24 protein-coding genes are annotated in these 23284 nt (G+C 65.7%); 13 read left to right on the top strand and 11 right to left on the bottom strand.

Translation table 11 applies throughout. The features are described from left to right. Window positions 1–20 precede the first annotated feature (20 nt). Window positions 21–1289 (top strand): amino acid permease, encoded by a 1269-nt coding sequence (locus VSX77_RS05730; RefSeq protein WP_422397306.1) that lies wholly within the window; start codon window positions 21–23, stop codon window positions 1287–1289. Here the strand turns inward: VSX77_RS05730 and VSX77_RS05725 are convergent. The 3 genes from VSX77_RS05725 to VSX77_RS05715 are packed head-to-tail and all read right to left on the bottom strand — an operon-like array spanning window position 1251 to window position 5235. Further along, window positions 1251–2855 (bottom strand): phytoene desaturase family protein, encoded by a 1605-nt coding sequence (locus VSX77_RS05725; RefSeq protein ID WP_338426694.1) that lies wholly within the window; start codon window positions 2853–2855, stop codon window positions 1251–1253. The genes VSX77_RS05730 and VSX77_RS05725 overlap by 39 nt on opposite strands. Then, window positions 2852–4072: an FAD-dependent oxidoreductase gene (locus VSX77_RS05720; protein ID WP_338426693.1), complete on the bottom strand. Its 1221-nt coding sequence runs from the start codon at window positions 4070–4072 to the stop codon at window positions 2852–2854. The genes VSX77_RS05725 and VSX77_RS05720 overlap by 4 nt, the downstream gene beginning before the upstream one ends. After that, entirely contained in the window at window positions 4069–5235 is a 1167-nt protein-coding gene (locus tag VSX77_RS05715; RefSeq protein ID WP_338426692.1) for an aromatic ring-hydroxylating oxygenase subunit alpha, read from the bottom strand. The genes VSX77_RS05720 and VSX77_RS05715 overlap by 4 nt, the downstream gene beginning before the upstream one ends. A gap of 33 nt (window positions 5236–5268) precedes the next feature. Here VSX77_RS05715 and VSX77_RS05710 point away from each other — a divergent pair, with 33 nt between their 5' ends. Beyond that, on the top strand, window positions 5269–5880 hold the full coding sequence (locus VSX77_RS05710; protein ID WP_338426691.1) for a TetR/AcrR family transcriptional regulator: 612 nt from the start codon (window positions 5269–5271) through the stop codon (window positions 5878–5880). 36 nt (window positions 5881–5916) lie between these two features. On the opposite strand, the gene VSX77_RS05705 is transcribed toward VSX77_RS05710, so the two are convergent. Continuing rightward, on the bottom strand, window positions 5917–8097 hold the full coding sequence (locus VSX77_RS05705; protein ID WP_338426690.1) for a M3 family metallopeptidase: 2181 nt from the start codon (window positions 8095–8097) through the stop codon (window positions 5917–5919). Window positions 8098–8329: 232 nt separating this feature from the next. After that, window positions 8330–9199 carry an SMP-30/gluconolactonase/LRE family protein gene (locus tag VSX77_RS05700; protein ID WP_338426689.1) on the bottom strand — a complete coding sequence of 290 codons (870 nt, stop codon included), beginning with the start codon at window positions 9197–9199 and terminating at the stop codon, window positions 8330–8332. A 388-nt stretch (window positions 9200–9587) separates the two neighbouring features. On the opposite strand from VSX77_RS05700, the gene VSX77_RS05695 reads away from it, so the two are divergent. From VSX77_RS05695 to VSX77_RS05680, 4 genes are all read left to right on the top strand, one after another. Beyond that, window positions 9588–10742 carry an acyl-CoA dehydrogenase family protein gene (locus VSX77_RS05695; protein ID WP_338426688.1) on the top strand — a complete coding sequence of 385 codons (1155 nt, stop codon included), beginning with the start codon at window positions 9588–9590 and terminating at the stop codon, window positions 10740–10742. Between the two features lie 202 nt (window positions 10743–10944). Then, window positions 10945–12114: an acetyl-CoA C-acetyltransferase gene (locus tag VSX77_RS05690; RefSeq protein WP_338426687.1), complete on the top strand. Its 1170-nt coding sequence runs from the start codon at window positions 10945–10947 to the stop codon at window positions 12112–12114. A 113-nt stretch (window positions 12115–12227) separates the two neighbouring features. After that, window positions 12228–13010, top strand: a complete 783-nt coding sequence (locus VSX77_RS05685) for an SDR family NAD(P)-dependent oxidoreductase (protein WP_338426686.1) — start codon at window positions 12228–12230, stop codon at window positions 13008–13010. Between the two features lies 1 nt (window position 13011). Further along, window positions 13012–13449, top strand: a complete 438-nt coding sequence (locus VSX77_RS05680; RefSeq protein ID WP_338426685.1) for an acyl-CoA thioesterase — start codon at window positions 13012–13014, stop codon at window positions 13447–13449. A 100-nt stretch (window positions 13450–13549) separates the two neighbouring features. On the opposite strand, the gene gmk is transcribed toward VSX77_RS05680, so the two are convergent. Further along, on the bottom strand, window positions 13550–14212 hold the full coding sequence (gene gmk, locus VSX77_RS05675; protein ID WP_338426684.1) for a guanylate kinase: 663 nt from the start codon (window positions 14210–14212) through the stop codon (window positions 13550–13552). A gap of 61 nt (window positions 14213–14273) precedes the next feature. On the opposite strand from gmk, the gene VSX77_RS05670 reads away from it, so the two are divergent. Next, a complete protein-coding gene (locus VSX77_RS05670) occupies window positions 14274–14840 on the top strand; it encodes a DUF2585 domain-containing protein (protein ID WP_338426683.1) in 567 nt (188 codons plus the stop codon). Here VSX77_RS05670 and VSX77_RS05665 read toward each other — a convergent pair. Continuing rightward, complete coding sequence (locus tag VSX77_RS05665) at window positions 14815–15453, bottom strand: LysE family translocator (RefSeq protein WP_338426682.1); 639 nt, start codon at window positions 15451–15453, stop codon at window positions 14815–14817. The genes VSX77_RS05670 and VSX77_RS05665 overlap by 26 nt on opposite strands. Window positions 15454–15531: 78 nt before the next feature. Between VSX77_RS05665 and VSX77_RS05660 the strand changes: the two genes are divergently transcribed. Further along, window positions 15532–16437 (top strand): LysR family transcriptional regulator, encoded by a 906-nt coding sequence (locus VSX77_RS05660; RefSeq protein ID WP_338426681.1) that lies wholly within the window; start codon window positions 15532–15534, stop codon window positions 16435–16437. Here VSX77_RS05660 and VSX77_RS05655 read toward each other — a convergent pair. The 4 genes from VSX77_RS05655 to VSX77_RS05640 are packed head-to-tail and all read right to left on the bottom strand — an operon-like array spanning window position 16408 to window position 19006. Further along, window positions 16408–16776 carry a hypothetical protein gene (locus VSX77_RS05655; RefSeq protein WP_338426679.1) on the bottom strand — a complete coding sequence of 123 codons (369 nt, stop codon included), beginning with the start codon at window positions 16774–16776 and terminating at the stop codon, window positions 16408–16410. The two genes, VSX77_RS05660 and VSX77_RS05655, sit on opposite strands and share 30 nt — an antisense overlap. A 40-nt stretch (window positions 16777–16816) precedes the next feature. After that, window positions 16817–18211 carry a class II fumarate hydratase gene (fumC, locus tag VSX77_RS05650; protein WP_338426678.1) on the bottom strand — a complete coding sequence of 465 codons (1395 nt, stop codon included), beginning with the start codon at window positions 18209–18211 and terminating at the stop codon, window positions 16817–16819. Then, on the bottom strand, window positions 18208–18519 hold the full coding sequence (locus tag VSX77_RS05645; protein ID WP_338426677.1) for a hypothetical protein: 312 nt from the start codon (window positions 18517–18519) through the stop codon (window positions 18208–18210). Before VSX77_RS05645 ends, fumC begins: the two co-directional genes overlap by 4 nt. A gap of 4 nt (window positions 18520–18523) precedes the next feature. Continuing rightward, on the bottom strand, window positions 18524–19006 hold the full coding sequence (locus VSX77_RS05640; RefSeq protein ID WP_338426676.1) for an SspB family protein: 483 nt from the start codon (window positions 19004–19006) through the stop codon (window positions 18524–18526). A 109-nt stretch (window positions 19007–19115) separates the two neighbouring features. Here VSX77_RS05640 and hisB point away from each other — a divergent pair, with 109 nt between their 5' ends. The 5 genes from hisB to VSX77_RS05615 all read left to right on the top strand — a co-directional run bounded on the left by hisB (window position 19116) and on the right by VSX77_RS05615 (window position 23209). Further along, a complete protein-coding gene (gene hisB / locus VSX77_RS05635) occupies window positions 19116–19703 on the top strand; it encodes an imidazoleglycerol-phosphate dehydratase HisB (RefSeq protein WP_338426675.1) in 588 nt (195 codons plus the stop codon). 157 nt (window positions 19704–19860) lie between these two features. After that, window positions 19861–20466, top strand: coding sequence for an imidazole glycerol phosphate synthase subunit HisH (gene hisH, locus VSX77_RS05630; RefSeq protein WP_338426674.1), 606 nt, complete (start codon window positions 19861–19863; stop codon window positions 20464–20466). Next, on the top strand, window positions 20454–21209 hold the full coding sequence (hisA, locus tag VSX77_RS05625; protein WP_338426673.1) for a 1-(5-phosphoribosyl)-5-[(5-phosphoribosylamino)methylideneamino]imidazole-4-carboxamide isomerase: 756 nt from the start codon (window positions 20454–20456) through the stop codon (window positions 21207–21209). The genes hisH and hisA overlap by 13 nt, the downstream gene beginning before the upstream one ends. Window positions 21210–21285: 76 nt before the next feature. Beyond that, window positions 21286–22065, top strand: a complete 780-nt coding sequence (gene hisF, locus VSX77_RS05620; RefSeq protein WP_338426672.1) for an imidazole glycerol phosphate synthase subunit HisF — start codon at window positions 21286–21288, stop codon at window positions 22063–22065. A gap of 49 nt (window positions 22066–22114) precedes the next feature. Then, window positions 22115–23209, top strand: coding sequence for a calcium:proton antiporter (locus tag VSX77_RS05615; RefSeq protein ID WP_338426671.1), 1095 nt, complete (start codon window positions 22115–22117; stop codon window positions 23207–23209). The last annotated feature ends 75 nt before the right edge of the window (window positions 23210–23284 follow it).

Below are 23284 nucleotides of genomic sequence, written 5' to 3'. Positions count from 1 at the left end.
GTCGCAAGCTCGGCCTTTCGATGGCGATCGCGCTGGTCATGGGCAATATGATCGGCTCGGGGGTGTTCCTGCTCCCCGCGAGCCTCGCCCCCTTTGGCTGGAATGGCGTCGCGGGCTGGGCGATCACGATCGGCGGTGCGCTCGCGCTCGCTTTCGTGCTCGCGCGGTTGACCGTCGCTCACCCCGACGCGGGCGGGCCAACGGGCTTCGTCGAACGCGCCTTCGGCCGCATCCCAAGCTTCATGATCGGCTGGGCCTATTGGGTGTCGGTGTGGACCGCGAACGTGACGCTGGCGGTGGCGGCGGTGAGTTTCCTCAGCCTGTTCGTGCCCGCGCTGGGTCAGCATATGGCGCTGTCGACGATCGCGCTGATCTGGATCGTCACCGCGATCAACTGGCGCGGCGCGCGCGCGGCCGGGCGGTTTCAGCTCGTGACCTTGCTCATCAAGCTGATCCCGCTCGTCACCGTGATCGTGCTGATCCCCATCGCCTTCGGTGGGAGCGAGACGGTCGCGCTCACCCCCTTCCCCGCCGAGGGTCTGTCGCTTGCGGCGGTCAGCGGATCGGCGATCCTGACCTTATGGGCGCTGCTGGGTTTTGAATCGGCGAGCGTCGCCGCCGACAAGGTCGCCAATCCGGCGGTCACCATTCCGCGCGCGACGATTGTCGGCACGCTCGCGACGGGCATCCTCTATCTGATCGTCTGTTCAGCGATCGCGCTGATGCTGCCCGCCGCCGAAGTCGCGAAGTCCGAAGCGCCCTTTTCGCTGTTTGTCGAAACCTGGTGGGGCCGCGAACCCGCGCTGTTCATCGGCGCCTTTGCCGCAGTCAGCGCGCTCGGCACCCTCAATGGGTGGACGCTGATTCAAGCCGAACTGCCCGCCACGCTTGCGCGGCAGGGGCTGCTTCCCGCCTGGTTCGGCCGCGAGAACCGCCATGGCACGCCCGCCGCTGCGCTGCTTTTGTCGAGCGCGATCGCCACCGCCTGCGTGATCCTCAACAGCAGCAAGTCGACGAGCGAGATGTTCACCTTCATGGCGGTGCTTTCGACCTCGGTCACCTTGTGGCTCTACCTTGCCTGCGCAGCGGCCGCGCTGCGGCTGCGCGTCGCGATCCCGGTCGCGCTGATCGGGCTCGCCTATGCGGTCTGGACGCTGTGGGGCGCCGGCATCGGCGTGAGCGCGATGAGCCTCATCCTGATGGCAGCTGGACTGCCGCTCTACGCGTGGACCCTGGTGTCAACGCCAGCCCTAACGCCATCTGGGCGCGAAGAGCCTCCGGTCGCGTAGGATCACGGCCGCCGCATTATGTCCCGGTGCGCCGGTGACCCCGCCACCCGGATGCGTGCCCGCGCCGCACATATACAGCCCCTTCACCGGTCCCCGATAACCGCCATTGCCCAGCACCGGACGTGCGGCCCACAGCTGGTCGAGGCTCATATTACCGTGCATGATGTCGCCGCCGACGAGGCCCAATTTGCGTTCGAGCCCCTTGGGCGACAGGCGCGTCTGCGCGACGATGCTCGCGCGAAAGCCCGGGGCGTGTTTTTCGACGGTGTCGATGATGCAATCGGCCGCCGCTTCCTCTTCATCGTCCCAATCGCGGCCGTCGGGCAATTCGGGTGCGAACTGCTGGCAGAACAGGCTTGCGACATGGCATCCCTCGGGCGCGAGGCTGTCGTCGACCGTCGAGGGGATCAGCATTTCGACGATCGGTTCCTTCGACCAGCCATGTTGTTTCGCGTCGAGGAAGGCGCGGTCCATGTAATCGAGCGTCGGGGCGAGGATGATTCCCGACTGATGATGCTCGCCCGGTTCGGGGAGGCAGGTAAAGCGCGGCAGTTCGCTGAGCGCGACATTCATGCGGAACGTCCCGCTGCCCGCCTTGAACCCCTTGACCCGGCGCTGGAAGTCGGAGGGCAGGTCGGCGGCATCCATCATCCGTTCGTAGAGCAGCTTCGGACCGACATTGGCGATCACGCGCGCCGCGGCGATTTCCTCGCCGCCGACAAGCTTCACGCCAACCGCCTTGCCGCCATCGACGAGCACCCTGGCGACCGGGCTTTCAAGGCTGATCTCGACGCCATGGTCGCGGCAGACGTTGGCCATGATCTCGGTGATCTTGCCCATGCCGCCGACGCTGTGCCCCCACGCGCCCTTCTTGCCGTTCACCTCGCCGAAGACATGGTGGAGGAGGACATAAGCGCTGCCGGGCGTGTCGGGGCTGGCGTAATTGCCGACGACCGCGTCGAAGCCGAAGGCCGCCTTGACCGCCTCGCTTTCAAACCAGCTGTCGAGCATCGTGCGCGCCGACTTAGTGAACAGGTCGAGCACGTCGCGCTGCTGTTCCAAGCTGAGCGTGGCGAAGCGGCGCCCCTGCCGCGCGCCGTCGAGCAAGGTGCGCAGCCCTTCGCCGACGTTGGGCGGCACCTTGAGCGCCAGGTCGCGGAGCAGTTCGGCGACATTTTCAAGCGCGTCGTAATAGGCAGGCAGCACCTCGGCATCGCGCGCGCTGAACTTGCGAAACTCGGCCTGGGTGCGTTCGAGCCCGCCGCCGAGCTTGAGATAGCCGCCGTCCTCTTGCGGCAGGAAATTGCTGATCGGCCGTTCGATCACGCGGTAGCCATGATCGGCGAGCCGCATGTCGGCGATGATCTTCGGCTGGAGCAAGCTGACCGTGTAGCTCGCGACCGAATTCCTGAACCCCGGCACAAACTCCTCGGTCACCGCGGCGCCGCCGACGACGTCACGCGCCTCGACGATCCGCACTTTCAGTCCTGCTTTCGCAAGATAAAAGGCGCAGACAAGGCCGTTGTGGCCGGCACCGATAATCAGCGCGTCATAGGCTTTGGTCATGAAAATTCTTTCGCAAGCGGGGATTGGACATGCTGGCGCCCGAAGCCGAGCCCGAGAATACGGCCCGGGATGCGGCGGAGCAGGGGGATGCGGTCGAGAAGGCGGATGGCGAGCGGCACGCGTCTGATTTCGCCGCGCAGCATCGGTTCGATCACGCGCCGATGCGCGAGGCGCTGAAGCGCCTGCATCCGCACCGTCGGATCCCAACGCCGATCCTGCACTTTAGCGAGGAGCGGATCGGGGTCCGCGCCCGCCGCGAGCGGGGCGGCAAGGATGTTCGCGGCCGCCACGGCATCCTGCACCGCAAGGTTGATCCCGACGCCGCCGACCGGCGACATCGCGTGCGCGGCATCGCCGATCGCGAGCAGGCCCGGCCGTGACCAGCGCGTCAGCCGATCGAGCGCGACCGAGAGAAGTTTGACGTCGTCGAAGCTCGCGATCGCATTAATTCCAGCGGCAAGGCCGGGCGCAATCGCGACGATATCGTGCCGGAAGGCGGCGATTCCGCGCGCCTCGATCGACGGAAAACCGCCCTTTTGAATGATCCGCGCGCATTGCCAATAATCGCCGCGCGGGATCGCGACGACCATCCCGCCCCGATCGATCGTACCCAGTGCGACCTCGGCCATGTCCATGCCCGCGGGCATCGGAACGCGGAACCACAGCACGTCCATCGGCGCGCCCAGATCTTCGAGCGGCAGTTCGGCGGCGTCGCGCAGCACCGAGCGGCGCCCGTCGGCCGCAATGACAAGCCGCGCGGGCAATGTCTCGCCGCTTGCCAGTGTCACGCCATTGGCGCGGCCGGTCGCGTCATAGGTCAGCCCGGTCGCCTCGGTCGACATGCGAAGGTCGAAGGTCGGGTATTTCCGGCCCTGCCCGGCAATGAAATCGAGCAGGTCCCATTGCGGCATCATCGCGACGAAGCGCGCCGCGACGGGCAGATGCTTCATCGTCGCGATCGTGTAACGTCTGCCGAGCAGGTTGAGCGTCATCGTGTCGATCGCGGCGTGCGGTTCCTTGAGCAGTTCGTCCAGCAGCCCGATCTCGTTGAACAGTTCGAGCGTCGAGGGATGCACCGTGTCGCCGCGGAAATCGCGCAGGAAGTCGGCGTGTTTTTCGAGGATGGTGACCTGAACCCACGCGCGCGCGAAGAGCAGCCCCGCGACCATGCCGGCGGGCCCGCCGCCGACGATCACCACGGGCGCATCCTTGCTCACCGGCCGCTCCAACCCGCCGGCGGCGCTTGTTCCAGCCGCGCCTCGGGGATGATGTCGCGCATCCGCGCGCAGAAATGCTTGAGGCAGACCTCCTTGTCGCTGAGCGGCCCCATCGAAAAGCTTTTCGACTGCATCCCTTGCTGGACGCGGGTGATGAGCGCGGTGTCCTCGGCATTGACCTGCCGGTTGATGCGCCAGTTGAGATAGCGCGCGGCCTTCATCTCGCGCCGCTCATCGGGCAGGACATAAGAAATCTCGCGGATCAGGCAGCTGGTCGGACCGGTCGGCAACCACTGCATGAAATCGACCTGATCGGGATAGATGTCGAACGCGACATTGGGCCACAGCTTGAAATAGAGCCAGTGGCGCTGCTTGTCCGCAGGCAGATGCGGCACCGGCGGCAGCAAGCGCTGGTACAGGCGTTCGGACCAGTTCGCCGACGGCCGGTCGATCAGGTCGCCCCACATGCGATCGACATTGTCCTTGGTCTCGACGCCATAGCTTTTGCCGAACAGGCGGGTGAGACCGGGGTGCGCGACGGGGATGTGAAGGCCGTCCGAATAATTGTCGCCGACATTCTTCCAGTTGACCTCGCGCGGGCGGAGCGTGACGCGGCCCAATGCGCCAAGCTCCTCGAAACGATAGGGTTCGATCATCGCCTCATAGGGCGCCATCATCTTCGCAACCGATGGGCCGCCGTCATCCTCCAGCCGGACGAACCAGAAGCCGCGCCATTGCTCGGCTGCAACCCCCACCAGCCCCGCCTTGCCCTTGTCGAGCGTCGGATAGCTCGCCGAATCGGGCACCCCGGTCAGCCGGCCGTCGAGTTCGTAGGTCCAGGCGTGATAGGGGCAGACGAGCTTTTTGGCGCAGCCAGCGGCGCCATCGACAAGGCGCGATCCACGGTGGCGGCAGACGTTGGTGAAGGCGCGCACGACGCGGTCGGTGCCGCGCACGACGATGACGCTTTCGCCGCAATAATCGATGCTGTGCCAGTCGCCCGCGTTCGGGATGTCGCTGTCGTGACATACGACCTGCCAGCTGGGGCGGAAGATGCGCGCCATTTCGGCGGCGTAGAAATCGGGGTCGCTGTATGTCCACGCGGGGAGCGACCAGCCGTCGAGCGGGTCGATGTTGTCGAAGGTGTCGCGCAGCGTTGCCATGAGTCCGTCCTTGTTGTACAATCGTATAACAACATGCAGCCCGTTCGCCAAGCCTTTACGCGCGAAAGCGCCGACACCCGCCGCGCCGACCTGATCGACGCGACCGCGGCGTGCCTGGCCGAACATGGGCTGGCGGGAACCAATGTTCGCGCGATCTGCAAAAAGGCGGAGGTGTCGCCGGGCCTGCTGCGCCATTATTTCGGCGGCATCGACGATCTGGTCGCGGCAACCTATCAGGCGACGAGCGACCGGATGGACGCGGTTTTTGCCGCAGCGGCCGGGGCAGCCGCCGCCGATCCGCGCGCGCGGCTGTCGGCCTATCTGACGGCCAGCTTTCGCGCGCCGGTGACCGATCCCGAGCTGCTCGGCGCATGGACTGCCTTCTGGGCACTGGCGCGAAGCGATGCGCGCATGGCGGCGATCCACGCGGAAAGCTATGCCGGTTATCGCGCGCGCCTCGCCGAGCTGCTCGCCGCGTGCGGCGCCGACGACGCCGAACGGCTGGCGATTCTGCTCACCGCGATGGTCGACGGGCTGTGGCTCGAACTGTCGCTCGACCCGGCAAGTTTCGGCGCCGACGCCGCGGCCGCGATGATCGAGCAGGCATTGACGGCGCTGCTGCCGCCAGGGTCAAACCCGCACTGACAAAGGGGGTCATGAAGACCCCCTTTGCCTTGCCGCCTATTCGGTCGGGAAACCGCGCTTTTCGAGCAGCGCCCTGACGTCGGGGTCGCGGCCGCGGAAGGCGCGATACGCTTCGGCGCGGTCGGTTTCGTTGCCGGTCATCAAAAGGATCGTGCGGAACTTGTCGGCGACGCTGCGGTCCCACGGGCCACCGGCCTCGGTGAAGGCCGCCCAGGTGTCGGCATCCATCGTTTCGGACCAGAGGTAGGAATAATAGCCCGCCGAATAGGCGTCCGAGCTGAACAGATGGTTGAACTGCGGCAGGCGGTGCCGCATCACGATTTCCTTGGGCATCCCGATTTCGGCCAATGTCTCGCGTTCGAACTTGTCGGCGTCGGTTGGCGGCACCTTGCGGTCGTGCAGCTTCATATCGACGATCGCGCTCGCCAGATATTCGACCGTTTCGAACCCCTGGTTGAACTTCTGGCTCGCGAGAATCTTGTCGACCAGCGCCTGCGGCATCGGCTTGCCCGTCCGGTAGTGCGTCGCATATTTCGACAGCACTTCGGGGGTCATCAGCCAGTTTTCGTTCACCTGGCTCGGATATTCGACGAAGTCGCGCGGCACCCCGGCGAGCGCCGGATATTTGACCTGCTGGAGCAGGTAGTGGATGCCGTGGCCGAATTCGTGGAACAGCGTCTGCGCATCGTCGAGGCTGACGAGCGTCGGTTCACCCTTGGCCGCTTCGGTGAAATTATTGTTGTTCGAGGCGAGCACATTGCGTTCGCCGCCCAGCGACTGCTGGCTGCGATAGGTGGTCATCCACGCGCCCGACCGCTTCCCGTCGCGCGCGAAATTGTCGAGGTAGAGCACGCCGACATTCTCGTTTGTCTTGAGATTATAAACCTCGAAGGTGCGGACCTTGGGATCGAAAACGGGGATCTGTCCCGTATTTTCGCGGAAACCCAGGTCGTAGAGCTGCCCAGCCGACCAGAACATGCCGTCGACCAGCTTGTCGAGCTGGAGGTAGGGTTTCACCTCGCTTTCATCGAGGTCATATTTCGCCTTGCGGACCTTTTCCGCATAATAGCGATAATCCCAGGGCTCGATGGTGATCTTCGGCCCCTTGCCGGCCTTGGCTTCGGCATCGGCGATCGCCTGCATGTCGGCGACCTCTTCCTTCACGCGCGCCACCGCGGCGGGCCAGACCTTCATCATCAGGCTCATCGCATTTTCCGGGGTCTTGGCCATCGTGTCGGCCATGCGGTAATGCGCGTGGGTCGGGAAACCGAGCAGTTCGGCGCGCTGCTGGCGCAGCTTCAATATTTCGGCGATCGTCGCGTTGGTGTCATTGGCGTCGCCATTGTCGCCGCGGCCGACGAAGGCGCGCCAGACCTTTTCGCGCAATTTGCGGTTGGTCGCATTCTGCAACACCGGCTGCGCCGACGAGCGCGTGTTCTTGATCGCCCAGTGACCGGCATGGCCATTGGCCTCTGCCGCCGCCGCGAGCGACGCGACGAAGGCGGGGTCGAGCCCGTCGAGCTCGGCCTTGTCGGTGACAAAGGTGTAGAGCTTTTCATCGCCGAGCAGCTTCGAAGAGAAAGCCGAGAACAACCCCTCGAGCTTTGCATTCATCGCGACGAGCTTTTCCTTGTCGGGGCCCGACAGATTGGCGCCGTCGCGCACCATTTCGTCATAGCTGCGCTCGACGATGCGGATCTGCTGCGCGTCGAGCCCGCTCGACTGGCGCTTGTCATACACCGCCTTGTAACGCGCGAAGAGTTTGGGATCGAGAAACAGCTCGGTGAAGAAAGTGGTGAGCTTCGGGCTCCATTCGGCGTCGATCTCCTCGACGCGATCGTTCGACTTGTTCGCCGTCTGCACGCCCCACATCGCAAAGAGGCGCTCCATCGTGTCGCCTGCGAGCATCATCGGGACATGCGTATTTTCAAAGGTCGGCTCGGCAGGGTTGTCGATCACCGCCTGAACCTCGGCCTTCACTTCGGTCATCGCCTTTTGAAAGGCGTCGGGGAAGAGTTCGGGGTCGAGCTTGTCCCACGGCGGCACCCCTTCATAGGGCCCGGTCCAGGGCTGAAGCATCGGGTTCTGGCCCGCGGGGACGGCGGCGGCGGGTTCGGCGGCGAAGGCGGTGCTCATCTGGCTATAACCCATGACCATTGCGGTGGATGCAAGCATGATCGACAGCTTGCGGGCAAGGCGGGGCGCGGTGCGCGGCATATTCGGAATCTCCCGGTGGATACGGTTTCGGATGAAACCATGTCGGCAGGTGGATTAACCAGATATGACGGGGGCGTGCAAGGGTGCGGCAATTCCTCCCTGTCGCGAAGCGATGGGGAGGTGGCAGCGGCGCAGCCGCTGACGGAGGGGCGATAACGCGACCGTCGCGGCCCCTCCACCACCGCTTCGCGGCGGTCCCCCTCCCCATGGCCTGCGGCCACAGGGAGGATCGTCAGCCGCCGAACATTTGCTGCGCCAGCCCCGGCACATCGACGGCGAAGGTGAAGACGCCGCCGGCGTGCGGCTGGGCGTTGCGTTCTTCGTCGGTGAGATTCTTGCCCGCGCTGGTGACGAAGGCGGTTTTGAGGTCGGGTCCGCCAAAAGCGAGCATCGTCGGGCGCTGCACCGGCAGATCGACCGTTTGCAGCAATTCGCCCGCGGGCGAGAGGCGGACGATGCGCCAGCCGTCCCATAGCGCCGACCAATAGCAGCCCTCGGCGTCGACCGCGGCGCCGTCGGGGCGGCCCTGTCCCTCGGCAAAGCGGTGGAACAGCCGCTTGCCGCTCAGCGCGCCGGTCGCAGGGTCGACGTCATAGGCATGGACGCAGTGCGTCGGCGTGTCGGCATGATAGAAGATGCGCCCGTCGGGGCTGAACGCCGCACCGTTGCTGGTCATCAATCCACCGAAGATTTCGGCGAGGGTGCCGTCGGGATCGAGCCGGTAGAGCGTGGCGTCGCGTTTCGGCTTGTCGCTGGTCAGGCTGCCGACCCACAGCCGCCCCGCCGCATCGACGCGGCCGTCGTTGAAGCGCTGGTGCGGCTTGTCGGCAAGCACCGTGGGGCCAAAGGGCCGCGGCGCGGCTCCCCAGTCGTCGATAAGCGCGCAGCCGTTTTCGAGCGCGGCGACAAGGCCGCCCGTCGCGCGCGGCGCGATGCAGCCGACCTGTTCGGCGAGTTCCATCACCTCGTCGCTGCCCGTTGCGGGATCGGTGCGGTGGATTTTGCGGCCTTCGATATCGACCCAATAGAGGCGCGCTTCGGCCGCGTGCCAGAAGGGCGATTCGCCGAGCAGCGCGCGGGCGTCGAGGAGGAGTTGGACCATGGGTCGGTCTTAGCGCAGGGCAGCGGGAGTTCCCAGCGGCTGCAAAGCTATTCAGCGCGAAGCGGCGATCGGGGCGCGGCGATCGCACCCCTTCTCCCCCTTCACGCCGGGCTTGGTCGGCGCTTATCCCGTTGAGATAAAGAAACCCAACGTCATTGCGAGGAGCGCAGCGACGAAGCAATCTCCAGCCATCGACCGGGAGGTACGCAAGCTGGAGATTGCTTCGCTTCGCTCGCAATGACGCCTGCCGATGATGAAGGGCGGGCAAAGAGTTTCTTGCCGTAGCGTCTTTCTACTTGACGTGGACGTAAACGTAAGGTCTTTTGACGGTCAATCAGGCGGCCGACTCCCCGGCTTCGTTCGGCCGCGCCCAAGGGAAAGGAAACAGATGTCGCTCGATAGCCTCTCGCGCACCGCCTATACCGAAGATCATGAGGCGTTCCGTTCGACGGTGCGCCAGTTCCTCGAAAAGGAAATCGCCCCCAACCAGGCGCAATGGGCCGAGGACGGCATCGTGCCCAAGAGCATCTGGCCCAAGGCGGGCGAGCTGGGCCTGCTGTGCCCGACGGTGCCCGAGGAATATGGCGGGCTGGGGCTCGATTTCGGCTATAATGCCATCGTCGACGAGGAAAGCGCCTATTATGGCCGCGTCACCACGGGCTTTTCGCTCCAGTCGGACATCGTCACCAACTATATCGTCCGCTATGGCAGCGAAGAGCAGAAGAAGCACTGGCTGCCCAAGATGGTGTCGGGCGAGGTCATCACCGCGATCGCGATGACCGAACCGGGCACCGGCAGCGACCTGCAGGGGATGCGCACGACCGCGAAGAAGGATGGCAATCATTATGTCATCAACGGGTCGAAAACCTATATCACCAACGGCCAGAACGCCGATTTGGTCCTCGTCTGCGTCAAGACCGATCCCGACGCCCAGCCCGCGTGGAAGGGCGTGTCGATCGTGCTGGTCGAGGCCGACCGCGAAGGCTTCGAGCGCGGCCGCAACCTCGACAAGATCGGGCAGGACGAGGCCGATACGTCGGAGCTGTTCTTCAACGACGTGCGCGTGCCGATCACCAACTGCCTCGGCGAAGAGGGGCAGGGCTTCATCTATCTGATGAGCGAATTACCGCAGGAACGCCTCTCGATCGCGGTTTCGGCGCAGGCGTCGGCGCAGCGTGCGTTCGACGACACGGTCGAATATACGCGCGAGCGCAAAGCGTTCGGCAAGCCGATCCTCGATTTCCAGAACAGCCGCTTCGTGCTCGCGGACCTCAAGGCGAAATTGCAGGTCGGCTGGGCGCACCTCGACTGGGCGCTCGCGCGGCATCTGAAAAAGGAGCTGACCCCCGAAGAAGGCGCCGCGGCGAAGCTGTGGCACACCGACCTGCAATGGGAGGTGATGGACAAATGCCTCCAGCTGTTCGGCGGCGCCGGTTACATGAACGAATATCCGATCGCCCGCGCCTGGCGCGCGGCGCGCGTGACACGCATCTTCGGCGGCACGAACGAGATTATGAAGGAACTGATCGGGCGGAAGCTCTGAAGATTTTTCTCTCCCTTTAAGGGAGAGAAAGACTTGGCTTGGCGGCTCGCCGCCTAGCAAGTCTTGTGAGGGGTTCTGACCTAGGCGTCCCAAGCCACGCCCCAACCCCTCACCCAGCTTCGACTAGGCGGACAAGCCGCCAAGTCTTCGCAACCCTCTCCCTCAAGGGGAGAGGGGAACAGGAAGTGAAAGGACTATCTCTATGGCCCATGCCTATATCGTCGACGCCGTCCGCACCGCCGGCGGCAAGCGCGGCGGCAAGCTCGCCGGCGTTCACCCGGTCGATCTTGGTGCCGCGGTGTTCGACGCGATCGCCGCCCGCAACGATTTCGACACGTCCAAGATCGACGACGTCATCACCGGCTGCGTGTCGCAGGGCGGACAACAGACAATGGACCTCGGCCGCAACGCGGTCCTCGCCTCGAACCTGCCCGATTCGATTCCGGCGGTGACGATCGACCGCCAGTGCGGATCGTCGCAGCAGGCGATGATGTTCGCGGCGCAGGCGGTGATGTCGGGGACGCAGGACATCGTCCTTGCCAGCGGTATCGAGAGCATGACGCGCGTCCCGATGGGCAGCGTCGCGACCCTGTTCATCAAGGAAGGGCTTGGCCACTACAAGTCCGAACGGCTCGAGGAAAAATATCCCGGCATCATGTTCAGCCAGTTCATGGGCGCCGAAATGATCGTCCAGAAGCATGGCTTTACCAAGGACGATCTCGACGCCTATGCGCTCGAAAGCCACCGCCGCGCGAAGGCGGCGACCGAGGCGGGCCGGTTCGAGCGCGAGATCGTGCCGGTCGAAATCGAAACCCCCGATGGCCGCGAGCTGCACAAGGTCGACGAAGGCATCCGCTTCGACGCGACGCTGGAGGGGATCGCGGGCGTCAAGCTGCTGCAGGAAGGCGGCGCGATCACCGCGGCGTCGGCGAGCCAGATCTGTGACGGCGCATCGGCGGCGCTGATCGTCTCCGAACAGGCGCTGAAGGATCATGGCCTGACCCCGCGCGCGCGCATCCACCATGTCTCGGTGACCGCGGGCGACCCGGTCATCATGCTGGAAGAACCGCTGTTCGCGACCGAAAAGGCGCTGAAGCGCGCGGGCATGAAGATCGAGGACATCGACGCTTATGAGGTCAACGAGGCGTTCGCGCCGGTGCCGCTCGCGTGGATGAAATATCTGGGCGCCGACCATGCGCGGCTCAACGTCCATGGCGGTGCGATCGCGCTCGGCCACCCGCTCGGCGCCAGCGGCACGAAGCTGATGGCGACCCTGCTCGGCGTGCTCGACGCGACGGGCGGCAAATATGGCCTGCAAACGATGTGCGAAGGCGGCGGCCAAGCGAACGTCACGATCGTCGAACGGCTTTAAATTTATCGAGAGAAAACGGCGTCGCCCCCGCGAAGGCGGGGGCCGCCATCGAGGTAGCGCGAGGCTGCCAGCGGCCCCCGCCTTCGCGGGGGCGACGATTTAAGGAGACCAGTATGAAACTCGATTCCACCGTATCCGCCGTCGTCACCGGCGGTGCCTCGGGCCTTGGCGCCGCGACCGCGCGCGCGCTGGCGGCCAAGGGCGTGAAGGTCGCGATCTTCGACCTGCAGGAAGAAAAGGGCAAGGCGATCGCCGAAGAACTCGGCGGCATCTTCTGCGAATGCAATGTCACCGACGATGCCAGCGTCGACGCCGCGTTTGAAAAGGCGCGCGCGGCGATCGGGCAGGAGCGCATCCTCGTCAATTGCGCCGGCACCGGCAATGCGATCAAGACCGCGAGCCGGTCGAAGGAAGACGGCAGCATCAAGCATTTCCCGCTCGATGCGTTCAACTGGATCATCCAGATCAACCTCGTCGGCACCTTCCGCTGCATCACCAAGTCGGCGGCGGGGATGCTGACGCTCGATCCGATGGAAGACGGCGAGCGTGGCGCGATCGTCAACACGGCGTCGGTCGCGGCCGAGGACGGCCAGATCGGGCAGGCGGCTTACTCGGCATCGAAGGGCGGCGTCGTCGGCATGACCCTCCCCATCGCGCGCGACCTGGCGAGCGAGAATATCCGCGTCAACACGATCCTGCCGGGCATTTTCGACACCCCGCTGCTCGCCGGGGCGCCGCAGAATGTCCGCGATGCGCTCGGTGCCTCGGTGCTCAATCCGAAGCGGCTCGGCGTGCCCGACGAATATGCGAACCTCGCGCTCTGCATGATCGAAAACGGCTATTTCAACGGCGAGGACGTGCGCCTCGACGGCGGCATCCGCATGGGCCCACGCTGATATGCCCAAACCGGAAAGCTGGCGGCTAGATGTCGCCAGCTATCCCGTCTGCATTGAATTGCAGACGCGGTTTCAGGACATGGACATCAACGGCCACCTGAACAATGTGGCCTTTGCCGCCTTGTTCGAAAGCGGCCGGGTGCTGCTCAACCGGCAGATTCGTCCATGGGACGAGCGGCCCGCGGACGAGCGGACGATGGTTGCGGCGGTCGAGATCAACTATCTGGCCGAGGGCAATTTCCCCGACCCGGTTCGGATCGCGACGGGGATCGGCCGGATCGGCACGTCGAGCTGGACGATTGTGCAGGCGATGTTCCAGAACGGCCGCTGCATCGCGACGTGCGATACCGTCGTGGTATGCCGCACCGACGGACAGGCGAAACCGCTGCGCGCGGCGATGGTGGCGGAGCTGGAGGCGACGATGGCGGCGCCGGCTTAAAGCGTTGCCCCCGCGAAGGCGGGGGCCGCGCTAGCCGCCTGTTCCAGCATCACGGCGTAAACCGCTTGCGGCCCCCGCCTTCGTAGGGGCGACGATCATTCTACAGCTTCGTGTCCGCGTCGGGCACCGACCGGATCAGGTCGCGCGCGAAGCCGATTAGGCCGATCTGGCGGCGGCGCTTCAGCCGCTCGGCGCGGAGGATCGCCATCACTTCGCCGTAGCAGTCATCGACATGGTCGTTGATCAGCACATAGTCGTAACCGTCCCAGTGGCTGATCTCGTTCGCGGCGCGCGCCATGCGCGCGGCGATCACTTCGTCGCTGTCGGTCTTGCGCGCGCGCAGCCGCCGTTCGAGTTCTTCCATCGTCGGGGGCAGCACGAAGACGCGCACCACGTCGGGACCGGCCTCCTGATACAGCTGCTGCGCGCCCTGCCAGTCGATGTCGAACAGCACGTCCTTGCCCGCCGCGAGCAGCTCCTCGACGCGCGCGCGCGGCGTGCCGTAGCGATGCCCGAAGACGTGCGCCCATTCGAGGAATTCGCCGTCGGCGGCCATTTTCTTGAAGGTTTCGGTATCGACGAAATGATAATGCACCCCGTCGATCTCGCCCGGCCGCGGCGGGCGCGTCGTCGCGGAGATCGAGAGCGCGATGTCCGCGTCCGCCTCCAGCATCATGCGCGAAATGGTGGTCTTGCCCGCGCCCGACGGCGAGGAGAGGACGAACAACACGCCGCGGCGGTCGAGGTGGACGCTATCTGCCATGCGCGCTAATTGCGCGAGAGGGCACGCCGGTCAAGCGGCAAGCAACGGACAAGGGGGCGCGATGGTCGGCGGAATTTCGCGAACGGGGTGGCTGGTGGCCGCGGCGCTGGTCGTGTTGCTGACGGCGATCCTGATTGTCATGGGCCGCCCGCCGATCTGTCCGTGCGGCACCGTCAGCCTGTGGCACGGCACCGTCCAGTCGAACCAGAACAGCCAGCAGATTTCGGACTGGTACAGTTTCAGTCACATCATCCACGGCTTCATCTTTTACGGCGTGCTGCGCTGGCTGATGCCGCTGCGGCCGGTGTGGGTACCGCTGGCGATCGCGATCGGGATCGAGGGCGCGTGGGAAATCGCCGAAAACTCGCCGATGATCATCGACCGCTATCGCGAGGTGACGATGGCGTTCGGCTATTCGGGCGATTCGGTGCTCAATTCGGTGAGCGATACGCTGTTCATGGTCGCGGGCTTCCTTGCCGCGAGCCGGATGCGCTGGTGGGTGACGGTAGCGCTGGCGATTGCGTTCGAACTGTTCACGCTGTGGACGATCCGCGACAATCTGACGCTCAACGTGCTGATGCTCGTCTCGCCGGTCGAGGCAGTCAAGGCGTGGCAATCCGACCTGTAGCAAGCGCCGCGCCGATCAGCTTGACCGAGGCGGCGAGCAGGAGGAGGCCGAGCGCGCGCTCGATCAACGGTCGCCGCCGTTCGTACCAGGCGCGCGCCAGCGGGGCGGCGAGCAGCGAGGTGACCACGGCATACCACGCCAGCGTCACCGCCGGGGCGATGGCCACGACTGCGAGCCCGACCGTCCAGTCGAGCGCCGGAGCGATGATCGTCGTCAGCGCGCTTGCGAAAAACAGTCCCGCTTGGGGGCTGGCGAGGCCGGTGAGATAGCCCGAGCGGAAAGCGGCGGCGCTGTCGAGCGCCGCTGCGGCGATCGGGCGCGGCTGAAAGGACCGATAGACAAGCCGGCAGCCATAGGCACCGAAATAGAGCGCCCCGGCCAGTCTCAGCGACGGGCCGAACAGGGGATCGTCCATAACCGCCGCAGCGCCGGCGAGCGCGATCACGCACCAGGACATATTCGCGGCGGCGGTTCCGGCGGCCGTCTTCATGCCCAGCGCGCGCGAATGGGTGAAGGTCGCCTCGCTTACCCGCGCAAAATTGGGCCCGGGGATCGCGACCTGCATCAACCAAAGCCCTGAAAAGGTCAGAAGCGCAAAGAAAGTGCCGTTCATGCCGCGTCAGGTGGCAAAAAGCCGCAGGCAGGAAAAACGCAACTTCCTATCGCCCGGCATTAGCATTACTTATGACCCGTGCATTCGAAAGCCGCCTATCCGCCGATGTCGTCGCTGCGGGCCATTGAGGCCGCGGTGCGGCTGGAAAGCTTCACGGCGGCGGCGCGCGAGCTGAATCTGACACAGTCGGCGATCAGCCAGGCAGTGCGCTATTTCGAAGCGCGCGCCGGTGTCGCGCTGTTTCGTCGCACCAAGGGCGGACTGCGAGCTACCGACGAAGCGAAAATTTACGCCGCGACGGTGGCGCGGGCGCTGGCGAATATCCGCGACGCTGCACAGGTGCTTTCGCCGACGCAGCGCCCGCTCGTCGTCGGCGTCGTCCGTTCGCTGCTCCACAATTGGCTGATGCCGCAGCTGGGCGCTTTCGTCGAACGCCATCCGGGCATCGCGACGTCGCTTATCGGGCTTGGGCGCGACCCCGCGGAGGCATCGGACTGCGATGTTGCGCTGGTTATCGCGGGCGAGGACGTCGCGCCCGAAGGCGCCGTGTGGTTCGGCGATGAAGAACTGGCCGCCGTCGCGCGGCCCGACAAGGCGGAGGCGACCGGCGACCTTCTGGAGCATTTGAAAACCGCGCCGCGGCTGCCTTTGATCGGCACCGCATGGCCCCTCTGGTGGGAAAAGGCCGGAACTCCATGGGAATTGCCCGACGAGACCATTCGCTTCCGCGAAACGTCGGCTGTCCTGAATGCAGTCCAGATGGGGCAGGGGGTGGGACTCCTCCCGCGGCTCGTCTGCGAGCATGCAATCGCGCGGGGCGATCTCGCCTGCGTATCGCGAATATCGGTCGGTCGCGGCCGATCCTATTGGCTTTTAACGTCGGACCACCCGTCAAGCGTTGCGTTCGGCGACTGGATGGCCTCGATCCGGCCCGCAGCGAGGACCGGCCCCGGATCAATGGATGGCGGTGTTTCGTCCGTTTGATGTCACCGGGATCGCGGGCGGCAGCGCATCGCCGATCGCTTCGCCATCGGCCGACAGCGCGGCAGTCCCGGCGTAGCTGTCGACGACTCCGGCCTGAACCAGGCCCGGGTCGGCGGCATGGGCGTCTTCGGCGGCCTTTCGCGCCGCTGCGCGATCCGCCCATTTTTTGGTGAGATAGCCCGCCGCGCCCCACGCCGCGATCGCCGCATAGCGCTGCGGGAACAGGCGCCGCGCGGCGAACAGGGTCGCTGCGCCGATTACTGCGCCGGCGACGGGGTGGCCGCCCTTCTGCTTACCGATGGCGCTGCCAAGGACGCCGCCCACAAGTCTGCCGATCATGCCCTTCTCTCCTTCTCGCAATATCAATTCGGGAACGGCGTCAGAGTTCCGGACCGAGCATGGTGCGCGGATCGACAAGGCGATCGAAGGTCGCGGCATCGACATAGCCGAGGGCGAGTGCTGCCTCGCGCAGCGTGCCGCCCGTTTCATGTGCGTGCTTCGCGATCTTTGCCGCCTTGTCATAACCGATTGCGGGGGCGAGCGCAGTGACGAGCATCAGCGACCGGTTCATCAGATCGTCGATGCGCGCACGATTGGGCTGAAGTCCGATGACGCAATGCTCGGTAAAGCCTGCCATGCCGATCGCGAGCAGCTCGATCGAGCGCAGCACATTGGCGCCGATCAGCGGCTTGAAGACATTGAGTTCGAGATGCCCCTGCATCCCCCCGACGGTGACCGCCTGATGATTGCCGATGACCTGCGCCGCGACCATCGTCAGCATCTCGCACTGCGTCGGGTTGACCTTGCCCGGCATGATCGAACTGCCCGGCTCGTTCGCGGGCAGGTCGAGCTCGCCGAGGCCGGCGCGCGGGCCCGAGCCGAGCAGGCGGATGTCGTTCGCGATCTTGGTCAGCGCGACCGCCAGCGTGTTCAGCGCGCCCGAGAAAAAGACGAGGCCGTCGTTCGAGGCCAGCGCCTCGAACTTGTTGCGCGCGGGCTCGAATGTGATGCCGGTGGCTTTGGACAGTTCCTCGGCCATCGCGGCGTCGAAGCCCGCGGGCGCGTTCAGGCCGGTGCCGACCGCAGTGCCTCCCTGCGCGAGCTTGCAGATATTGTGCGCGAGCGCGCCTTCGATGTGCGCGCGGCAGGCGATAAGCTGCGCGACATAGCCCGAAAATTCCTGCCCCAAGGTGAGCGGGGTCGCGTCCTGAAGGTGTGTGCGCCCGATCTTGACGATGTCACTCCACGCGCGCGCCTTGGCGTCGAGCGCGTCGGTGAGGGAGATCAGCGACGGCAGCAGCCGCGCGGTCGTTTCCACCGCGACCGCGACGTGGAGCGCGGTCGGGAAGCTGTCGTTCGACGACTGGCCCATGTTGACATGGTCGTTGGGGTGGACGGGCGCCTTGCCGCCCCGCGTGCCCGCCAGAGCCTCATTGGCGATCCCGGCGATCACCTCGTTCGCATTCATGTTCGACTGGGTGCCGCTGCCCGTCTGCCAGATCGCGAGCGGAAACTGGTCGTCATACTCGCCCGCCGCCACTGCATCGGAGGCTGCCGCAATGGCGTCGGCGAGCGCTCCGTCCAGCCCGTGCGCGCGATTGACCCGCGCCGCCGCCCCCTTGATCCGCGCGAGCGCGTGGACGATCGGGATCGGCATCAGTTCGTGCGCGGGAAAGGCGAAATTATGGCGGCTGCGCTCGGTCTGCGCGCCCCAATAGGCGTCGGCCGGAACATCAATCTCGCCGATCGAATCGCTTTCGATCCGCGTGCTCATGCCGCCAGCATCCGCGTCACCAGCACTGCCCCCGCCCAGATCATCGCGACGAGCCCCAGCATCTGCCAATATCCCGGATCGCCGACGCGGCGGCGCAGCCATTCGGCGGCGAGCCAGACGATCAGCAGCGCAGGCGTCAGGATGAGGAGGCTGAAGCGCAGCAGGCCATCGGCGATCTGCCCGCGCGGTCCGCCGCTTTCGAACACGGCATAACCCTCGACCCCCCACCAGAAGGCGGCGGTCAGCACGACCATCCCTGCCAGGGCCCAATATTGCCAGAAGCGCGTCGGCGGCCACGGATTGGCCACGACGCTACTTCCTCTTGCCGAAGTCCACCGTCACGACGTTCGATCCATCTTCGGTCGATACTTCGGGGCGATCATTATCGGCTTCGTCGTGCGGTTCGGGCTGGGCAGCGCCATCGTCGCTGACCTGAAACTGCAGGCCGAAATCGACCGATGGGTCGACGAAGGCGGTGATCGCGGCATAGGGAACGATCAGGGTCGACGGCGTCTGGTTGAACGACAGGCCGACGCTGAAATGATCCTCGGCAACGGTCAGATCCCAGAAGCGGTTCTGGAGCACGATCGTCATTTCGTCGGGGAATTTGGCGATCAGATGCGCCGGAATGTCGACGCCGGGCGCCTGCGTCTTGAAGGTGATATAGAAATGATGCTCGCCGGGCAGGCTGTCATAGCCCTCAATCTGGCTCAGCACGCGGCCGACGACGGCGCGCAGCGCGTCCTGCACGATTTCGTCATAGGGAATCAGGCTGTCGCGGACGTCGTCACTCATGGCCGAGGGGGATGGACGGGCCGGGCGCGCTGGTCAAGGGGGGTCAAGGGGGGATAGGGGCGGACAGAGTCGCCTTGCAACGCGAAAAATAGCCTCTAAGGGGCATGTCATGCGAACCGCCACCGTCCAGCGCACGACCAAGGAAACGGACATCGCGATCACCGTCAACCTTGACGGAACGGGCGATTATTCGGTGTCCACCGGCATCGGTTTCCTCGACCATATGGTCGAGCAATTGTCGCGCCATTCGCTGATCGACATCTCGATGGCTGTGAAGGGCGACCTTCACATCGACCAGCATCATACGGTCGAGGACAGCGCCTTGGCGCTGGGCGAGGCCGTCGCGAAGGCGCTCGGCGACAAGCGCGGCATCGCGCGTTACGGCGAGGCGCACGCGCCGATGGACGAAACGCTGACGCGCTGCGTGCTCGACATTTCGGGGCGCCCGCACTGCGTCTATAAATCGAGCTTCTCGCAGCCGCGGCTGGGTGAGATGGACACCGAGATGTTCCCGCACTGGTTCCACAGTTTTGCGCAAACCGCGGGCATCACGCTGCACGTCGAGACGCTCTATGGCGAGAACAACCACCATATCGCCGAAAGCATGTACAAGGCGCTGGCGCGCGCGCTGCGTCAGGCGGTCGAGATCGACCCGCGCAAGGGCGATGCGATTCCCAGCACGAAGGGGGTGCTGTGACAGCCCCCCTCCCGCAAGCGGGAGGGGCAGCGAGACTTGCGAACTTGTTCGCTAGTCGCAGCGGGGTGGGCTATGCCTCCACCTCGGCTGCCCACCCCACTGCGCTGGCCGGCAAGCCGGCAAGCTCCGTTGCCCCTCCCGCCTGCGGGAGGGGAATTTGAGCATTGCCCTGATCGACTATGGCGCAGGCAATCTTCGCTCGGTGCATAATGCGCTCGTCGCGGCGGGTGCGGACAATGTCGCCGTCACCGCCGATCCCGATGTTGTGGCAAAGGCCGACCGCATCGTGCTGCCCGGCGTCGGGGCCTTCGCGGCGTGCATGAACGGGCTGTCGGCGATCTCCGGGCTGATCGATGCGATGGAGCGGCGGGTGCGCGGTGAGGGCGCGCCCTTTCTCGGCATCTGCGTCGGTATGCAATTGCTCGCCGACGCGGGCGAGGAGCATGGCACGCATCCCGGTCTCGGCTGGATCGGCGGCACGGTGCGCGCGTTCGATCCGGCGCCCGGCCTGCGCATCCCGCACATGGGCTGGAACGATGTCGTGCCGAGCTTTCCGCACCCGGTGATCGCGGCGGGCGAGGCCTATTTTCTGCATGGCTATCATTTCGCCGAAGCGACCGATGTCGCGGCGACGAGCAGCCACGGCGGCACCTTTGTCGCGGCGGTGGCGAAGGGCAATATCGTCGGCGTGCAATATCACCCCGAAAAGAGCCAGGCCTATGGCCTCGCGACGTTAGAGAGATTTCTTGCATGGCGGCCCTGACCATCTTCCCCGCGATCGACCTGAAAGGCGGACAGGTCGTGCGGCTGGCCGAGGGCGATATGGACCGTGCGACCGTCTATGGCGACGATCCGGCGGCGCAGGCGCGCGCCTTTGCGGGCGCGGGCGCGGCGCACCTGCACGTCGTCGATCTCGACGGCGCCTTTGCGGGGGCGAGCGTCAACGGCGCCGCGGTCGAGAGCATCGTCGCTGCCTTTCCGGGCAAGGTGCAGGTCGGCGGCGGTATCCGCGATCGTGCGGGCGTCGATCGCTGGCTGGCGCTTGGGGTCCACCGCGTGATCATCGGCACCGCGGCGCTGAAAGACCCCGAGTTCGTCAAGTCCGCCGCGCGCGATCTGCCGGGCCGGATCGTCGTCGGCGTCGACGCGCGCGACGGCATGGTCGCGACCGAGGGCTGGGCCGATGTGTCGGACGTGCGGGTCGAGGATCTTGCGCGGCGATTCGAGGATGCCGGCGTCGCGGCGTTGCTGTTCACCGACGTCGGGCGCGACGGGCTGCTGAAAGGGTGCAACGTCGAGGCGACGGTGGCGCTGGCCGAGGCGGTTGATATTCCGGTGATTGCGAGCGGCGGGGTTGCGGGGATCGCGGACATCCACGCGCTGCGCGGCCATGTCGCCGATGGTATCGAGGGCGTGATTACGGGACGCGCGCTTTACGACGGGCGGCTCGATCTGGCCGAGGCGATTGCTGTTGCCAGTTCCCCTCCCGCTTGCGGGAGGGGTTAGGGGAGGGCATGTCGTCAACGCTTCCCTCTCGAAACAGGCCCTCCCCCAGCCCCTCCCGCAAGCGGGAGGGGAGCAGGTGACCGTCCGCGTCCGCGTCATCCCGTGCCTCGACGTCGCCGACGGGCGCGTGGTCAAGGGCGTCAATTTCGTCGACCTGCGCGATGCGGGCGATCCGGTCGAGGCCGCGCGCGCCTATGACGCCGCGGGCGCCGACGAGCTTTGCTTCCTCGACATCAGCGCGAGCCATCAGGGGCGCGGCACCCTGCTCGACATGGTCGCGCGCACCGCCGAGGTCTGCTTCATGCCGCTGACCGTCGGCGGCGGGGTGCGCAGCGCCGACGATGCGCGCGCGCTGCTGCTCGCGGGCGCCGACAAGGTCGCGGTCAACAGCGCCGCGGTCGCGCGGCCCGAACTGGTCGGCGACATCGCCGACCGCTTCGGCAGCCAGTGCGCGGTCGGCAGCATCGACGCGCGGCGCGTTGCGGCCAAAGAAGATGGGGGCGATCGCTGGGAAATCTTCACGCACGGCGGGCGCAAGCCGACGGGGATCGACGCGATCGAGCACGCGGTGCGCCTGGCGACGCTGGGCGCGGGCGAGCTGCTGGTGACCAGCATGGACCGCGACGGCACCAGGGACGGTTACGACCTCGCGCTGACGCGCGAGATCGCCGATGCGGTGAGCGTGCCGGTAATCGCCTCGGGTGGCGTCGGCAATCTCGACCATCTGGTCGCCGGGGTGATCGAGGGCGGCGCCAGCGCGGTGCTCGCGGCGAGCATCTTTCACTTTGGCGAAGCGACGATTGCCGAAGCCCATGCGCGGCTTTCTGCCGCCGGATTGCCTGTCCGCGCACATTAATTGCGCCGCCGGGGTAGTCATGCTGAAATCGGACTGCAATAGAAGCCCGATGAAAAGCAAACTCCGCCTCGCCGATCGCACCAACGACGTCTTCCCGATCCTCGGCTTCGCGGCCGCGATGGCCAGTTTTGCGATGCCGCTCAACGCCTGGATGGTCGCGATCATCCTGATGGGCGCCGTCGTCGCGGCGGTTCATCATGCCGAAGTCATCGCGCACCGTGTCGGCGAACCGTTTGGCACGCTCATCCTCGCGCTCGCAGTGACGGTGATCGAGGTCGGGCTGATCCTGACGCTGATGCAGGCCGAACCCGAAAAGGCGCAGACGCTCGCGCGCGACACCGTGTTCGCGGCGGTGATGGTGATCCTCAATCTGTTGATGGGCCTGTGCCTATTGAGCGGCGCGATCCGCCATCACGAACAACGTTTCCAGCGTACCGGCATCGGCGCCGCGCTCGCGACGCTGACCGTGCTCACCATCGTGACGCTCGTGCTCCCCAATTTCACCTCGAGCGTACCTGGGCCCTTTTATTCGGAAGTGCAGCTCGGCTTCATCGCGGCGGTGTCGCTGATCCTCTATGGCACTTTCGCGCTGGTCCAGACGGTCCGTCACCGCGACTATTTTCTTCCCGAAGAGCATATCGACGTCGATGGCGACGGCGAGCCCGATACCCATGCGGCGCCCCCGCCCATGCAGCGCACCGTCATCTCGGGCGTGTTGCTGCTCGCCAGCCTGTTCGCGGTCGTGCTGCTCGCGAAGAATCTGTCACCGGTTATGGGCGCGCTGCTCGCCGACTGGGGAGCGCCGCCCGCGGTGCTCGGCGTGCTGATCGCTGCTCTGATCCTTGCGCCGGAAGGTTTGGCGGCGGTGCGTGCGGCGAAGGCCGACCGCCTCCAGACCAGCCTCAATCTCGCGCTGGGATCGGCGCTCGCGACGATCGGTCTCACCATCCCCGCGGTGGCGATCCTGTCGATCGTCACCGACCTGCCGATCAGCCTTGGCCTCGATGCCAAGTCGACCGTGCTGCTCTTCCTATCGCTGATCGTCGCATCGCAAACGCTGGCGAACGGCCGGACCACGGTGTTGCAAGGGCAGATCCACCTGATGCTGTTCGCGATCTATCTGTTCACGACCTTTGTGCCGTAGAAAAGCTCGTCGCCCCCGCGAAGGCGGGGGCCGCCATCGGCTTGGCGCAACGTGGCCAGCGGCCCCCGCCTTCGC

This window comes from Sphingopyxis sp. TUF1 (assembly GCF_036687315.1).
GTDB lineage: Bacteria > Pseudomonadota > Alphaproteobacteria > Sphingomonadales > Sphingomonadaceae > Sphingopyxis > Sphingopyxis kveilinensis.
This window is presented reverse-complemented; position numbering and strand designations above follow the sequence as displayed.